Raw genomic sequence first — 15,063 nt, 5'->3', positions numbered from 1 at the left:
ACGGCGGGCAAACCAGGTGTGACCAATCAAGTAGTTGGGCAACTAGCAACTAGGGTCAACTCTATACTCTGTACACAAGGTGTTCCCATTCCGTAGGACTATCCCAGCTTTCGGTTCTGTCAGGTGTATGGAGTTGACCGCTAGAGCCTATGGCGCGGAAGGCGGTCTTATCGCGCTGTTAACCGCGACGGATCTTCGATGTCGGAAGAAGTGCATTCCGGCGGGGCGGAGACGGGATTGCAGCGGGAGGGCGAGCCGCCGGGAATCTCCACGGAATAGTTGGCGATCATGCCGGGGGCGGGGTAGTCCGTGCTGAGGAAATGGGCGCCGCTCCGAAGGGCGGCTTCAAGCCGGCGAGTGTCCCCCACCCGCGGCTCGTCCAGCGCGTCCGCCCGCGTACGGACAAGATAGCCCGCTGCGACCTGCTCCCGAATCCGCGCTTCCTGCGCAATCGGATCATCGATCGCTCGAACTACCGCATACGGAAACCGCTCGTCCGCCATCATGAACGCGGCGCGGCCCTTCAGCGTCCGGTCGCCGTCCGTGTAGTACGTCCTGTGCGGCTCGTCATCCAGGATCATGAAGAAAGCTTTGCCCCGGCTTTCCCCCAGCGTGGGCCATCCACGGGTCAGCACTGCGGTTTCCAAGTCCGGTGAAGATCCCTGCACCAAATCGGGCGTGATCAGCCGATCCTCCGGCCAAACGGATCGAATCTCCGCGTCGAATTCATCGTAGTGCCCGGTGATCCGGGCCGTGTCCACCTCATCCTTGAACTCAATCATCGTGAAGATGGGGTGATGCCCGAGGTGAGCATCCGACCACGTCCTCATCACCTGGAGGCAGTCGGTGAACCAGTAACAGGTGACGCCTTCATCCACCACCGGAATGTGATACACGCGAAACTTCCCCGTGGAGGCGTCTCGATGGACGTCGAGCTCAAACTGCCTCACGCCTTGATCGCCGAGTTGAACGTCCAGCGGACCCTGCGAGTAGTCCAAATCGGCGAGCAGAAAGGGACTCGGCGCGATGTGATAGCTGTTGTGCGTCCCCTTGGCCTGGAGGTGATTGAGCCGGAGGACGCCGTCGAGAGAATAGCCGAATGGACTGGCCGCATCCGACCCCGAACAGGCAGGGAGTAGGACCACGGCCGCGAGAGCGGCGAGACGCTTCACAATTCTTTTCGCGCGCCGTTCGGTCGGCCCAGTTCCCGGCGGACCGTTTCCCAACTCTTGGGTTCGATCAGGTAGCTGTAGTGTGTGAAAGGAGTCATGTCGATTTTCTTCGTGCCTTGGAGAGTGGCCGACTCCGGGGGGAGAACAAACAGATCATTCTTGCTCCACAAAGTTACGCCTCGAACGCGTCGGGGCCACGGCTGGCGCCGAAGTCCGCGCATAAGCGGGCTGTCGGGCCGGAGATCCTTCGTGATCTTCGTATTGGCAAACCGGGCCGGGTAGGTTCCTCCGTGAGGCGCACCCAACGTAATCAACGTATGAACGCGCTTGGCCGTCTTTTCTCTGGAAACGGCCAGTCGGGCGACGACCCCGCCAAGGCTGTGGGCCACCACGTCCACCTGGGACTCGTGATTGGCGTCGGCCACTTTTTCGATGAATTTGCCCAACGCGGTTGCCCGTTGCCGGATGGTCTGCTCGGGATTGAACGCGACGCGATAGATCCGTTTCCGCCCGTAGATCCGGAGGTACCACGACATCAGGAGGAAATTGCCCCGGTTTCCCCCGAGGCCGTAGACGAGGATCAGGGGGGGATGTCCGTCCGGTTCGCCCGGCTCGACCTCTTCCTGTCGCGAGGAGAACAGCGAGTAACTGAGGAGCGGAACTTGAAGGAGATGGCGCGAGACGTCGGGATCGACCTTTCCATACCACTCGGCAATCTTGTGGCCGACGAACTGCCCCCCCGTAGCGATCGTCCGTCCCGACGCGGCGATGATTTTCGCCAAAGGGATCGGACGCCCTTTCTTCTTTCGCTTGCCGGAAGGTTTGGCCATGAGTGGATGGATATCGTGTAAACGTTCCAGGCGGCGTCGTCAAGCGCGGCCGGGCCGGGCTGGAACGAGAAACCCCCGAGGCCCTGCCTTGCGGGGCGATCGGGGGTTCTTGCGAAGGGGGAATTCCTGCGCCGGCGAAGAGTCAACTCTTGTCGGCTACACCTTCAATCTTGAGCCGGATGGTGACTTCTTCGCCCACCACCACGCCACCTGCATCGAGGGCCTTGTTCCATTTCAGACCGAAGTCGGTACGATTGATCTTGGTGCTTGCATCGAAGACGGCCCTCTCGTTTCCCCAAGGATCTTTGATCTTGCCCTTGAGTTTCACATCGAATACGACTTCCTTCGATACGTCGCGGATCGTGAGCGTGCCGAAAATCTGGCCTGACTTTCCATCGGTGGAAGGCACCACCTTGGAGCTCTTGAACGTCATTTCAGGAAACTTCTTCGCGTCGAAGAAATCACCCGAGCGAAGATGCTCGTCGCGCTTCTTCTCATTCGTGTTGATGCTCTCGGTATACGCTTTGGCTTCAAGCGACGATTTCGAGGGGTTCTTTTCGTCGTAGGCAAACGTCGCCTCGAACCGGTCGAAGCGCCCCTCGACTTCGGCGATCACCAGGTGCGCGATGGTGAAACCGACGCTGGAATGGGAGGGATCGACTTTGTAATTCGCGGCGAACGCGAGTTGTGGCGCGAGCAGAAGGGCCGGCACCGCGGCCCGGAGAGTCTTTTTCAGGTCCATGATGGCCTCCTTTTGGAGAGTGGGTGTATCATGGCGACCAAATGTTACAATCTCGCCGCCTGGTACACTAACAATAGTATGGAAATAATGAATCCACTGTTAATTACTAATAGTAAGTATATGGCGCCATGAAAGCTCATCGCTCAGACTGCCCGTATGAATCGACCCTGCGGGTCATTGGAGGTCGCTGGAAGATATTGATTCTGCGGGAACTCTTCCCCGGCGTCCGGCGCTTCGGCCAATTGGCCAAAGGCATCCGCGGAATCTCCCAGCGCATGTTGACTCAGGAGCTCCGCGAGTTGGAGGAGGATGGCATCGTTAGGCGCAAGGTCTTCGCCCAAATCCCCCCGCGGGTGGACTACTCCCTGACTCCGCTCGGTCGCAGCCTGAAGCCGATTCTGGAAGCTATGGAACGGTGGGGACTTCGGCAGATCGCTTCCCGCTGACAGGTATCTGCTGAGCCGGGTCTTGCCGGCTGGGAACAAGATCAAGCGGGCCACCTGCACAATCCGCTCATAATCTAGTATGATGATAGTATGTGCAGTAGTATGAATAAGAAGGGAAGGGGGTTCTGACATGGCGAGAGCGGTCCGCACGGCTATCAGTTTGCCCGCGGAGGATTTTGAAGCCTTGGAGAGGACGCGGAAACGATTGAAGAAGCCCCGCAGCGAGATCATTCGTGAGGCCCTACGGTCGTGGCATAGGAGCCGGGAGATCGCGGAGTTGGAGAGGAGGTATGTGGAAGGTTACCGGAAGGTCCCGGAGGACCTCAAGGAAATCGAGAGCCTCGCGAAAGCGGCCACCAAATCCCTGCCGCGAGAGAAGTGGTGATGCAGCGGGGTGAAATCTGGTGGGCGAACCTGCCTCCCCCATCGGGGAGGCGTCCGGTCGTCCTCGTTTCAAGAGAAAGAGCCATTCAGACTCGTCGTTCGATCGTTGTCGCCGTGGTCACGGGAGCGATCCGGCAACTCCCGGTTGAGGTTCGGCTGGGGCCGGAGGACGGCCTCTCGAAGGAATGTGTGGTAAACGTCGACGTTCTGCACACCGTTCCAAAGGCGTGGCTCATGAACCGGATAACAACGCTCGGCTCGGAGAAGATGGAAGCGGTCAACACCGCCCTCCGCTTCGCCCTGGGACTGGACTGAAGGCCCTATTCCCGGAGGAAATCTAGAATCCGGCGAGTCGTTTCTTCAGGTTTTTCCAGGTGTAGAAAGTGCCCCGCACCGGGGAGGCGATGGATTGTCAGTCCGGCGGGGAAGAATCTGGGATCCATGTAGTCGAACAGTTTCGTCGTCACGCAGCCGTCCGTTGCACCCGTGAGGGCCAACGTCTGGACGGGGACAGGTGAGAAACCGAGCTTCCGCGTACTTCGGCCCTCGGGCGAGGCAACATCCCTCAGCGCGCGGTAGTACTCAATCGCCGCTTCGACGACACCAGGATTCCGGAAGGTGTCTTTCAGCGCCTCCATGTCTTCCTTGGGCCAACTCCAGCCGGGCGACCAGTGTGTCCAGAACCATTCGATCAACCGGAAATTGTTGGCGCGGAGGGCACGTTCCGGAAAGAACGGCAGTTGGAAAAAAATCATGTACCACGAGCGACGGAATTGTCCGGGCTGTTTGCGAAATCCAACGGGAACCGCCCGCAGATGCGGCACCGCCATGGTGGTGATGGAATGAAGCTTCTCGGGAAACAGGACTGCGGAAACATAGGCGATCCCCGCACCCCAATCGTGACCGACCAAATGAACCTTTTTCTCCCCCAAGGTGTCGATGAGCCTTCCGATGTGTTCCGAGATGCAGCTCAGGTGGTAGTCGTTTCCCGTCGAAGGAGAGGTTGGCGCGTAGCCCGGCAGGTTCGGCGCAATGGCCCGGAACCCGGCCTTGGCCAGGGCCGGAATCTGGTGTTTGAACGTCCGGCTGTGGTCGGGAAATCCGTGAAGCAGAAGAACGATCGGCCCTTTGCCGGCTTCGAGGCAGTGGAAGGAAATCGGTCCGGCTTGGATCGCCCGCTCGATCACGGGAGGGGGAGTTCGAGATGGGAATCCGCTCCGAGGCCGCGTTCCGACGCAAACCCGGCGGGACCCTCCAGCGCATATCTGTAGGTTCCACCCGCCGACCACAATCTCTGCGGATCTGGATCCATCCGCTGGAGGCTCACGACCTTCCCGGCGGAGTCGAGAAAGAAGATGTCCAGGGAAGCGAGCACGTTTCGCATGTGAAAGGGCGACGTGTGATCGCCGGCGAAAACGAAAAGGATAAACGTCTTTTGAATGATTGCGGCCGGGACATTCTGGTATCCCGCCGCTTGCTGGACCGCGCTGGCCGCGAACCGTGCGTCCAGGGTAATTTCCTCGCCCCGCTCCGTGATGAAATTGATCGACTTCGTCTCCATGCTCTCAAATACTTCCGGGAGTTCCGGTGGTGGGGGGGGGGGCGTCTTGTCGATGGAGGCGCTGGAGCAACCTGGAAATGCGGCGATGAGAAGAACCCAAAGTATCAACCACTGCCGATCCGATTCCCGACCCCTGACCACTGATCCCTGCCTAAAGCGTCACCAGATTGTCCCGGTGTACGACTTCGTCAGAGATCTTGTACCCGAGGATGGATTCGATGGACGACGACTTCACGCCTCGGATCCGCGACAGTTCCTTGGAGCTGTAGTTAGTCAATCCACGCGCGATCTCCTGGCCGGCGATCGTGGCCAGCGAGACTGCATCGCCCCGATCGAAGTCGCCTTCGACGTGACTGATGCCGGAAGGCAACAGGCTTTTCCGTTGTTCCTGGACGGCCCGGCATGCCCCTTCATCAAGAATCAGTTTTCCCTTCGGTTTCACCGAGAACGCGATCCACTGCTTGCGGCTCTTGAGGGCTTTGGGGCTGGGCAGAAACAGCGTGCCCAAATCTTCCCCTTTCAGCAGGCGGGGAAGGACCCCGGCGTTCCGTCCGTCCGCCACCACTGTGGGAATCCCCGACAACGCAGCCTTCTTCGCCGCCTCGACTTTGGTGAGCATTCCGCCCACGGTATAGGGGCTTGCCGTGCCTCCGGCCTTCCGCGCCGTGGTTTCGTCCACATCCACGATAAGGGGGATGCGCTGGGCGTCCTTCGATCGATTCGGGTCCTGGTCGTGCAGGCCATTCGTGTTGGTGAGAAGGATGAGCACATCCGCCTCGATCATGGAAGCCACGAGCGCGGAGAGATTGTCATTGTCGCCGATCGAAATCTCCTCCGTGGCCACGGTATCGTTCTCATTGACGATCGGCAGAATGCGGCGCTCAAGAAGAATGTTCAGCGTGCTGCGGGCATTCAGGAATCGACGGCGGTTCGCAAAGTCATCGTGCGTGAGGAGCACCTGCGCCACGGTGCCCCGCAGCCGTGAGAAGGCCTTGCGGTACGCCTCCATCAAGAGGCTTTGCCCGACGGCGGCGGCCGCCTGTTTGTCTTCCAGCGAAATGGAATTGCTTGAATACCCCAGCACCGGCCTGCCTGAGGCCACGGCCCCGGAGCTGACGAGCACGACCTGAATCTTCCGTCCGGAAAGGCCGGCAATCTGCCGTGCCAGCGTGGAAAAGACCGCCGCCTTCGGTTTTCCATCCGGAGCGAGCACGCTCGCGCCCACTTTCACCACCACGCGCCGGGCGTGATGCAGAACTTCCTTGCGGTCGAGATTCATGTGGGAAAACCGGTCTATTGGATGTTTTCTGCCGAGGCTGGATCCTGGTCTTGGCGCACCCGGTCGATCTTGTGTCCCAGGTTGTAAATGAGTTCCTTGAGCCCCTGTCCCTTGAGCGCGGAGATGAACATTACCGAGACGCCTTCTCGTTCAAACCTCGCGCGCTGCGTTTCACCGGCCTGTTTGTCCTGAATCATGTCCGTCTTGTTGAGGGCCACAATGGCCTCGCGTTCAAGGAGTTCCGGATTGTGCTTCTCAATTTCCGTCCGCAGGATTTGGTAAGCGGAGTAGGCATCGGGCCAGGACGTGCCGGACGCATCGAGCAGGAACAAAAGCACGCGCGTCCTTTCTATGTGACGGAGGAACTGATGTCCTAGCCCCGCACCCTGGCTGGCGCCTTCGATCAGTCCCGGCAGGTCCGCCATCACAAAGCTTTCATAGTCGCCGTAGGCAACCACGCCCAGGTTAGGGACGAGCGTCGTGAAGGGGTAGGCGGCGACTTTCGGGCGCGCCCGCGAGATTTTGCGGAGGAGGGTGGACTTCCCAGCATTGGGGAGGCCGACCAATCCGACATCGGCCATCAACTTCAGTTCCAAGCGGAGTCGGCGTTTGTCACCTTTTCCTCCGTGTTCGAATTCTCTCGGCGCCTGATGCGTGGCGGTGGCGAAATGCGCATTGCCTCGTCCGCCCTTTCCCCCCTTCGCGGCGACCAGCACCTGCCCGTGTTGGATGATGTCGCCGAGGATTACTCCCGTGTCGTCGTTGTAAATCACCGTGCCAAGGGGCAATCGGATCGTCCGCTCCTCGCCCTTCTTGCCGTAGAGATTTTTCCCCATCCCATGCTGCCCGCGTTCGGCTTTGTACGATTTCTGAACTTTCATTTCGAGGAGGGTCCGCATGTTCTTGTCGCCGACGAAGACCACGCTGCCGCCGTCCCCTCCATCGCCTCCGTTCGGTCCACCGCGCGGAACAAACTTCTCGCGCCGGAAACTGACGCACCCGTTGCCGCCGTCACCGGCAACAACGTCTATGGTGACTTCATCGATGAATTTCACGTCGAAGATCCCCGGACTTGCAGTGTGTTTCCCATGCCCCCTGATCGACATTATTCTAGGGTATTTGGACCCTCTTGACAAGTTCGGTGGGGTGGTGCAGACTCGTCCCATAGCCCGATGTACATGCGGGCCATCGAAGCCTGCGGGGGGACGTATCCTTTGCGCGGGCCGCGGTTCTTTGAAAATCGAATAGCGTAAGAAGGGACCCTAATTGTCCCGTTCGCCAATGGGTGAGCGGGATTTGTTTTTGGTTCAACCGGATTAAGCCCGCCTCCGCCAGGTGGTGGAGGAACGAAGTGATTCGGAAGAATTACCTCGGAGAGCTTGATCCTGGCTCAGGACTAACGCTGGCGGCGTGCATAACACATGCAAGTCGAGGGAGAAATTCGTAGCAATACGGAGAGTAAACCGGCAAACGGGTGAGTAACACGTAGGTGATCTACCCGGAAGACGGGGATAACCCGCCGAAAGGCGGACTAATACCCGGTAACGTCGACGATTCATTTTGTCGTCCAAAGGCAAGCCTCTGATTTCACGCTTGCGCTTCCGGATGAGCCTGCGGCCTATCAGCTAGTTGGTGGGGTAACGGCCTACCAAGGCTATGACGGGTAGGGGGCGTGAGAGCGCAACCCCCCACACTGGCACTGCGATACGGGCCAGACTCCTACGGGAGGCAGCAGTGGGGAATTTTGGGCAATGGGCGAAAGCCTGACCCAGCCACGCCGCGTGGGTGAAGAAGGCCTTCGGGTCGTAAAACCCTGTTGAGGGGGACGAAGGTTCGTGCGTCGAACAGACGCACGGATTGACGGTACTCCTCGAGAAAGGACTGGCCAACTCCGTGCCAGCAGCCGCGGTAAAACGGAGAGTCCAAGCGTTGTCCGGAATCACTGGGCGTAAAGGATGCGTAGGCGGCTTTGCGTGTCGGCGGTGAAATCCCTCTGCTTAACAGGGGAATGGCCACCGAAACTGCAAGGCTAGAGGACGGTAGAGGAAGGCGGAATTCCCGGTGTAGCGGTGAAATGCTAAGAGATCGGGAGGAACACCTAAGGCGAAAGCAGCCTTCTAGCACGTCCCTGACGCTGAGGCATGAAAGCGTGGGGAGCAAACAGGATTAGATACCCTGGTAGTCCACGCCGTAAACGTTGCACACTGGACGACGGAGCTCGATTTTAGAGCATCGTTGTCGTAGCTAACGCGTTAAGTGTGCCGCCTGGGGAGTACGGCCGCAAGGTTGAAACTCAAAGGAATTGACGGGGGCCCGCACAAGCGGTGGAGCATGTGGTTCAATTCGACGGTACGCGAAGAACCTTACCTGGGCTTGACATGTTAGATAGTACTTGGGTCGAAAGATCCGGGGAGCCGCAAGGCAGTCTAGCACAGGTGCTGCATGGCTGTCGTCAGCTCGTGTCGTGAGATGTATGGTTAAGTCCCACAACGAGCGCAACCCTTACCCCTCGTTGCCAACCCGCAAGGGCGCACTCAAGGGGGACTGCCCTCATTAGAGGGAGGAAGGTGGGGATGACGTCAAGTCCTCATGGCCTTTATGCCCAGGGCCACACACGTGCTACAATGGCCGGTATAGTGGGTTGCCAACCCGCGAGGGGGAGCTAATCCTCAAAACCGGTCTCAGTTCGGATCGGAGTCTGCAATTCGACTCCGTGAAGCTGGAATCGCTAGTAATCGCGGATCAGCCACGCCGCGGTGAATACGTTCCCGGGCCTTGTACACACCGCCCGTCACACCACGAAAGCCTGCTGAACCAGAAGACTCGCGTATGCGGGGACAAGGTTTGGCCGGTGATTGGGGTGAAGTCGTAACAAGGTAACCGTAGGGGAACCTGCGGTTGGATCACCTCCTTTCAAGGAGTACGGTCCTTTGGCTTCGGCCAAAGACCATACGGTGTCTTTTCAACCTCTGCAGCGTCTTAGCGCTTTCCGCTTCGGCGGCGAGCGCGGGGTGATGCAAGAGTAACCCGAACCTGAAACGCGGGGGCCCTTCGCCCCATCGCCCGCAAGGGCGGTGGGGACACGCTATTCGATTTTGAAGGAATCCTTTCCTTCCTCGTGAGCCGTGAGCAGCAAGCAATGAGGGAAGCGACGAGCCTGACGAAGCAAGGCGCGGCTATCGTATGTTTCCTGATCAATCTTGCCCTTCTCATTACCTGTTCCGTAGAAGACGCTGAAGATTTGGACGCTCGACGGGAAATCACTATTGAGAACGGCCAAGACGATGACGCGGGATCACCAGGGCAGGGTTTGGATGCTCGGCAGGAAATCACCCTGGAGAATTCGGGCGATAAGGCGGCGGTTCAAGCGGTCGAGGATGTGAGCGGCTGCTATGAGGTTGAGAAGATAATGAGAGGTCCATCCCAAGTCACTGCCTCCGCTGTTTCCGATTCTTTCACGCTGTGTTTCCATGGTGCTGAAAAGTACGCTATTCAGCCACCCTTTACGGTGGGGTGCACCCGCTGGAAAGGGAAGTACATCGCAGATGGGGGCACCTTCACCGCTTCGTGCTCTGGTGGGTATGACACTTTCTTCGAGGGGTGGGTGAATACGAGCGTTTCCGCGGCCGGAAAAATTGGTGGCGGCGCGATGGAGTTTTCGTACTGTACATCCAGTTCAGGCTATCGTCAAAACAGCTCCAACTGTGGCGAGGGGGAGGCGCGGAATACGGTTTTTGGAAAACGGGTCCCAGCGGAGCGTTGCCAAGTTGTTACTGAATACCCGTATTACGTTGAGGACTGCTCGGACCTGACTGGCTCAAAATAGTGAATTGTGGGGCTGTCGGATTTTGGGACTCCCCTGACGTAGCTCTCTCACCTTGCGCTCTCAATCTATGAGCGGAGAGGGAGGCGTCGGCGGGTGCCGAAGAAGAGAGTCGGAAGGAAGAGCAGCGCGGCATAGCCGATTGGAGGCGCGGAAGTCGTCGGCAAGGTGGTACATCCGCCAGAAGCCGGGGCACTTTCAAATCGAAGCTTGGATCATGGCGGCTTGGCTCCTGATCCCTTTCGCAGTCATGATCTGTACCGTCATAGGCGTGGCGATCTTCCGACACTGTGGCACAATACCCCCATGACCCCGCACCTATCCTTTCACGAAAATGCTCAACGGGACTTGCGTAGGTCGACTTGGAAGCGGCTTGGCCTTAAGGCTGCCTATCTTGGGGCCGATCTTCTCGCATTTTCGGAAACGGCGGCGCAGAGCCAACCTTTTGGAGAAAGCACAGTCGTTGACGACGCGCATAGGTTGAACCCTGAAAATGCGACTGAAAGGAGAAGTGCGGGGTGACGCCGGATCAACTCCACCGCGAGAGAAGGAAGCACCTGGCGGCGCTTCGCGCTGAAGTCCGCCGGTTGACCTCGGAGTTGAAGAAGAAAGGAGCCCGGAAAATCTGGCTCATCGGCTCCCTCGCCAACGGCACCGCGAATCTCTTCAGCGATGCGGACATGGTTGCCGTGATGCCGTCGAAACTCCCGTTCGTTGAACGATTAAGGCGGCTGTACATGCGCCTGGGTCCGGCGAATGTTGATCTTCTTGTCTACACCCCCGAAGAGTACGAGGGCATGCGTGCCAGACCCTTTCTCAAGCACGCTTTGAAAACAGCGAAGTTGCTCCATGCAAAACGACCCTGATAAAGAGGCCGTTTCCTGGCTTCGCCAAGCGGCGGATGACCTGAAATATGCCCGGATTCTTCTCCGAGAGGGCGGATTTGCATTGACGTGTTTCGTGAGCCAGCAGGTGGCGGAAAAGTCTCTCAAAGGTTTTCTGTATTCAAGGGGTGAAGAACTCATCAAGACCCATTCGGTCATAGAGTTGGGCCGCTGGTGCGCGAAATACGAGAAGAAATTCGATCCGCTCACTGAAAAAGCGAAGATTCTGGATGGGTACTACATCCCAACACGCTACCCCAACGGACTGCCGGGCGGCGCTCCTTATGAGGCCTTCACAAGAGGGCAGGCCGCCGGGGCCGTCCAACTCGCGGCCCAGGTTCTCCGTGCCTGCCGGAGCGGGAGGTAGCGTGGAACAGGCGCACCCCCGTGCCGAGGACGGTATGGGGGCATGGGAAGTCGCCGTCCTGCGGACGGCACGGCATGGATCATGGCCTTCATGGGTGCGTCTACGGACGCGGGCTGAAGGCTGCGACTACGAGCGAACGGAAGAGCGCCGGCGGAGGAAGTAGGCGGCGGGGAAGAGGAGCAGTCCCAGGCCGCCGAAGGAAACTGGCGAAGCGAAATCCACCATGCTGCAGCCGCCGGCGCCGGCGGGGGGAGTGGAGGGGGTCGTGCCCGTGTTGCCGCCATTCTTTCCGCTGCTCGGCTTCGGGAATGTGAACTGCTCCGGGGCGACGTAGCTGAACGTGGCGGCGATGCGTTGGCCGAGGCTGAACATCAACTCCTGGGTGGCCTTCGTGTCGCTCGTCCACTTTCCGCCCTTGATGCGGTCGAGGTAGGGACGGCTGATTCGCGCCATTTCGATAACGAGGTTGGCGGGATCGGTGATCTTAATCTCAGACGAAAACTGCGTGCCATCCCTCACCCATGAAGCAAGCTGTAGCGCGTCCCACTGACCATCGGCCCAGCTCTCATACGCCGAATGGCCATGAAGGAAATCGAGGTTTTCCCAAAGCACCACGTGGTAGGGCATCCCGATGTCCTCAAGGTAGTGAATGCCGCGGCCGAGAAGCAGAAATCCCTTCTCCTTGTCGCCCGACTCGAAAGCTTTCTTCGCGTTTCCAATGAAGAGGGCGAAGTCCATCTGCGCTACTCCCTGCGGCTGAAGCCCGTGATCGAGGTTGAAAATGTCGAGCCAGTGGTCGGGATCGGCGCCGCCGAGGCGAAGGTCCGGCGGGGGATTGATCTCCTCATCGATTCCCAAGGTGCCCTTGAAATCCTCGGGCTCTTTCCCGTCCGCCCACACGGCGAGGTCGCCGAGAAGCGGGGCGTACAGACCGCGATCGAGTCCCTGCAGGCCGGCCTCGGCGACGGTCTCGGTCATGTGCGAATGAGCAGTTCCCCACGAGAAGGCTTTGGATGGAATTACAGCCAACGCAGCCAGCGCGGCGGCGACGATTTGGAATCGGACTCGGTTGTTCAACATACAGTCTCGTAGCGCAATCTGGACGCCACCTCCCACGAGGGGCGCGTGAAACTGCCCATCGAAGCGGAGCGTTGCGCAGCCGTTTCCACTCCACGATTCCAACGGCAGAGCTTTGGTCGGTTTCAGCCACTTCCGCCGGACCCCTGAACGGATTTGGACAGGGGATACGTCGGGTTTTCTCGAATCAATTCCGTTGGGGAGCCGACTGTGCCTGTGGTAGAGTCACGTTGTGCGAAGGCAAGAAGGATACGGTGGGCTGCCTCCGTCAAGGAGAGGGCAGAGTCGGTGATGACCCTCTCGGGACCTCTTCCTCCCATCGACGATGTTCTCAAAGGGGAGTTCGGCTTCGAATCGTTCCTGCCGGGTCAAAGGGATCTGATCCAGGCTGTGCTCGCCGGCCGCGATGCCTTGGGAGTCCTGCCGACGGGCGGGGGAAAATCCCTTACGTATCAACTTCCGGCCTCCGTCCTGAATGGGCTGACCGTGGTCGCATCCCCTCTCATTGCGCTCATGAAAGATCAGGTGGATGCGTTCAATCGCAGGCATCGCGCGCAGGCCGTGGCCCTCCATTCGAATCTTTCCTCCGTCGAGGTCTCGGCGGCGCTCGCCCAAGTGAGCCGTGGTGTGGCACTCCTGTACGTCGCTCCAGAGCGTCTGGAGTTGTCCGGCTACCGGGAACGGATCTTCGGCCTTGCCCCGAAACTTTTCGTCGTAGACGAAGCGCACTGTGTCAGCCGGTGGGGCTACGACTTCCGGCCGTCCTACCTCTCCCTTCGTGGGACGATTGCCGGCTTGCGGCCATGTCCGGTGCTGGCCCTCACCGCCACCGCCACGCCCGACACGCGCGTCGATATCGCGCACCGCCTCGGACTGGTGGAACCGCTGACGATGGTCGCACCCTTCGACCGCCCGAATCTTCGTTTCGAAGTGCAGACGTGCGGGCCGGGGGACAAGATGCGCCGCTTGTACGGACTACTCGGCGAGCCGACGGACGGGGGATCGCCCCCGCGTTCGCGGGAATCCGGGATCATCTACGTGGGGCGCCGGAGGGATGCGGACGAGATTGCGGAGGACTTGCGCCGGAATGGATTCAAGGCCGTTGCATACCATGCGGGGATGAGGGCCGAAGATCGCAAGGCCGCGCAAGAGGCATGGTTGTCCGGCGAAAAGCCGATCGCGGTGGCCACCGTGGCCTTCGGCATGGGCATCGACAACCCGGACGTTCGGGCGGTGATCCACTATCAGCATCCCGCCTCTCTCGAAGCCTATTATCAGGAGGCCGGTCGCGCGGGACGCGACGGCGCGCCGGCCCGCTGTGTCATGCTCTTCAGCCGGAAAGATGTGTCCCTCGCCCACTATTTTATCCGAAACCGCTACCCGAACCGGGAACAGGTGTTGGCCGTCCTGGAGGCCGTCTCGGCTGCGGGCACCCCCGCGGAGGAGTTGCGGGCCGGCGCCGGCGGGATGACCGACGAGCAGTTCAATGTCGCCTTGCTCGTGCTCCTGGAGCAGGGGCTGATCCGGAGGGAGGAGGGAGATCGCCTCACGAGGGAGAAGGACGGAGCCGCCGGGTCGCGCCTCAACCTCGACACGATGTATGCCCGAAAAGTGGCCGACTACGCGAGGCTCAAGTCCGTGATTTCCTATGCGGAGGACCGCCTCTGCCACCGCGCCGGCCTCCTTCGCTACTTCGGGGAGAAGCTTCCCCCCGGCTACCGCTGCGGGAACTGCTCCGCCTGCGCAGGCGGCAAGGCGCCGATTCATCGAACGGATACCCCGACGGAGACGTCGCGTATTCTCGAACGCCATCGCGAGGTGTTGGAATCGAAGGGGCGACTCGGCGCGACAATGTTCGCGCGGTTCCTCGGCGGCAGTTCCTCGAAGAGGATCCCACCCGCCTGGCGGAATCTCGCCGGTTTCGGCGCCCTCTCGCATTTTCCGATCAAGGTCCTGCGATCGCTGTCGGCGAAAGTCCTCGGTGAGAATGCTCATCGCCGATCGCGGGTGGGAGCGGGAAAGGTCGCACGAATCGTGAGGCCCGCCGAGAAGCGCGGAGGGGCGGGCGCCACGGCACGCGCCACCGTCCATGCCGTCGACTTGGAAAAAAGGACGGTCCCCCGAAAGATCGGTGTCTCCATCCTCCGCCTTGTCGAAACCGTGAGCGGATCGTTGGCGCCGTCGGGAATCGCGGGTGTCCTGCAGGGTTCCCGCACCTGCGACGCGGTGCATGCCCATCCGGATCTCCTCCGTTCCGAACTCTTTGGTGTCCTGAAGGGCACGACGTACGAGGAGGTGATGGCCGATGTCCTTTCCATGCGCGCCAAGGGGTACCTCTGCGATGCGCCCGGAAGTGGCAGGAAGCTGATGCTGACGCCCAAGGGGACGGAAGTCCTGGAGGAGCGCCGGGAGGCGGTCAATATCCCGCGGCGGCGTCATTTGGTGGAAAACGGCGGCTGAATGCCGTCCGATCGTCCTTGGCCGGCGGAGAGTTGGCT

The 15,063-nt window shown here is 59.9% G+C and carries 15 protein-coding genes and 1 rRNA gene; 8 read left to right on the top strand and 8 right to left on the bottom strand.

Annotated elements, in window-relative coordinates:
- Positions 1–167: 167 nt before the first annotated feature.
- The 3 genes from HYT87_07490 to HYT87_07480 form a co-directional block, all read right to left on the bottom strand.
- Positions 168–1,172, bottom strand: coding sequence for a hypothetical protein (locus tag HYT87_07490; protein MBI2059598.1), 1,005 nt, complete (start codon positions 1,170–1,172; stop codon positions 168–170).
- Positions 1,169–2,002, bottom strand: coding sequence for a hypothetical protein (locus HYT87_07485; protein ID MBI2059597.1), 834 nt, complete (start codon positions 2,000–2,002; stop codon positions 1,169–1,171). The genes HYT87_07490 and HYT87_07485 overlap by 4 nt, the downstream gene beginning before the upstream one ends.
- 142 nt (positions 2,003–2,144) lie before the next feature.
- Positions 2,145–2,744 carry a polyisoprenoid-binding protein gene (locus tag HYT87_07480; GenBank protein ID MBI2059596.1) on the bottom strand — a complete coding sequence of 200 codons (600 nt, stop codon included), beginning with the start codon at positions 2,742–2,744 and terminating at the stop codon, positions 2,145–2,147.
- A 128-nt stretch (positions 2,745–2,872) separates the two neighbouring features.
- Here HYT87_07480 and HYT87_07475 point away from each other — a divergent pair, with 128 nt between their 5' ends.
- The 3 genes from HYT87_07475 (at position 2,873) to HYT87_07465 (ending at position 3,889) form a co-directional block, all read left to right on the top strand.
- Positions 2,873–3,190: a helix-turn-helix transcriptional regulator gene (locus HYT87_07475; GenBank protein ID MBI2059595.1), complete on the top strand. Its 318-nt coding sequence runs from the start codon at positions 2,873–2,875 to the stop codon at positions 3,188–3,190.
- A gap of 130 nt (positions 3,191–3,320) precedes the next feature.
- Entirely contained in the window at positions 3,321–3,575 is a 255-nt protein-coding gene (locus tag HYT87_07470) for a ribbon-helix-helix protein, CopG family (GenBank protein MBI2059594.1), read from the top strand.
- Positions 3,575–3,889: a type II toxin-antitoxin system PemK/MazF family toxin gene (locus HYT87_07465; protein ID MBI2059593.1), complete on the top strand. Its 315-nt coding sequence runs from the start codon at positions 3,575–3,577 to the stop codon at positions 3,887–3,889. The genes HYT87_07470 and HYT87_07465 overlap by 1 nt, the downstream gene beginning before the upstream one ends.
- A gap of 5 nt (positions 3,890–3,894) precedes the next feature.
- Here HYT87_07465 and HYT87_07460 read toward each other — a convergent pair whose 3' ends face one another.
- Genes HYT87_07460 through obgE form a run of 4 tightly spaced genes read right to left on the bottom strand, consistent with a single transcriptional unit; the run spans position 3,895 to position 7,520 of the window.
- Positions 3,895–4,761: an alpha/beta hydrolase gene (locus HYT87_07460; protein ID MBI2059592.1), complete on the bottom strand. Its 867-nt coding sequence runs from the start codon at positions 4,759–4,761 to the stop codon at positions 3,895–3,897.
- Positions 4,758–5,243, bottom strand: coding sequence for a DUF192 domain-containing protein (locus HYT87_07455; GenBank protein ID MBI2059591.1), 486 nt, complete (start codon positions 5,241–5,243; stop codon positions 4,758–4,760). The genes HYT87_07460 and HYT87_07455 overlap by 4 nt, the downstream gene beginning before the upstream one ends.
- Positions 5,244–5,286: 43 nt before the next feature.
- A complete protein-coding gene (gene proB / locus HYT87_07450) occupies positions 5,287–6,414 on the bottom strand; it encodes a glutamate 5-kinase (GenBank protein ID MBI2059590.1) in 1,128 nt (375 codons plus the stop codon).
- Positions 6,415–6,428: 14 nt separating this feature from the next.
- Complete coding sequence (gene obgE / locus HYT87_07445; GenBank protein MBI2059589.1) at positions 6,429–7,520, bottom strand: GTPase ObgE; 1,092 nt, start codon at positions 7,518–7,520, stop codon at positions 6,429–6,431.
- Positions 7,521–7,785: 265 nt separating this feature from the next.
- On the opposite strand from obgE, the gene HYT87_07440 reads away from it, so the two are divergent.
- From HYT87_07440 to HYT87_07425, 4 genes are all read left to right on the top strand, one after another.
- Positions 7,786–9,328 (top strand): 16S ribosomal RNA (locus HYT87_07440).
- Positions 9,329–9,532: 204 nt separating this feature from the next.
- Positions 9,533–10,240: a hypothetical protein gene (locus tag HYT87_07435; GenBank protein MBI2059588.1), complete on the top strand. Its 708-nt coding sequence runs from the start codon at positions 9,533–9,535 to the stop codon at positions 10,238–10,240.
- A gap of 515 nt (positions 10,241–10,755) precedes the next feature.
- Positions 10,756–11,103: a nucleotidyltransferase domain-containing protein gene (locus HYT87_07430; GenBank protein ID MBI2059587.1), complete on the top strand. Its 348-nt coding sequence runs from the start codon at positions 10,756–10,758 to the stop codon at positions 11,101–11,103.
- A complete protein-coding gene (locus tag HYT87_07425) occupies positions 11,087–11,488 on the top strand; it encodes a HEPN domain-containing protein (GenBank protein MBI2059586.1) in 402 nt (133 codons plus the stop codon). Before HYT87_07430 ends, HYT87_07425 begins: the two co-directional genes overlap by 17 nt.
- A gap of 126 nt (positions 11,489–11,614) precedes the next feature.
- Here the strand turns inward: HYT87_07425 and HYT87_07420 are convergent, their stop codons facing one another.
- Complete coding sequence (locus HYT87_07420) at positions 11,615–12,568, bottom strand: hypothetical protein (GenBank protein ID MBI2059585.1); 954 nt, start codon at positions 12,566–12,568, stop codon at positions 11,615–11,617.
- Positions 12,569–12,853: 285 nt separating this feature from the next.
- On the opposite strand from HYT87_07420, the gene HYT87_07415 reads away from it, so the two are divergent.
- The gene (locus HYT87_07415) at positions 12,854–15,025 is read left to right on the top strand and encodes a RecQ family ATP-dependent DNA helicase (protein ID MBI2059584.1); all 2,172 of its coding nucleotides are present in this window, start codon (positions 12,854–12,856) and stop codon (positions 15,023–15,025) included.
- Positions 15,026–15,063 lie beyond the last annotated feature (38 nt).

The organism is Nitrospirota bacterium, from assembly GCA_016180645.1.
Taxonomy (GTDB): Bacteria; JACPQY01; JACPQY01; order JACPQY01; family JACPQY01; genus JACPAV01.
Note: the sequence above shows the minus strand (reverse complement) of the source record. Positions and strands in the feature narration are given on the sequence as shown.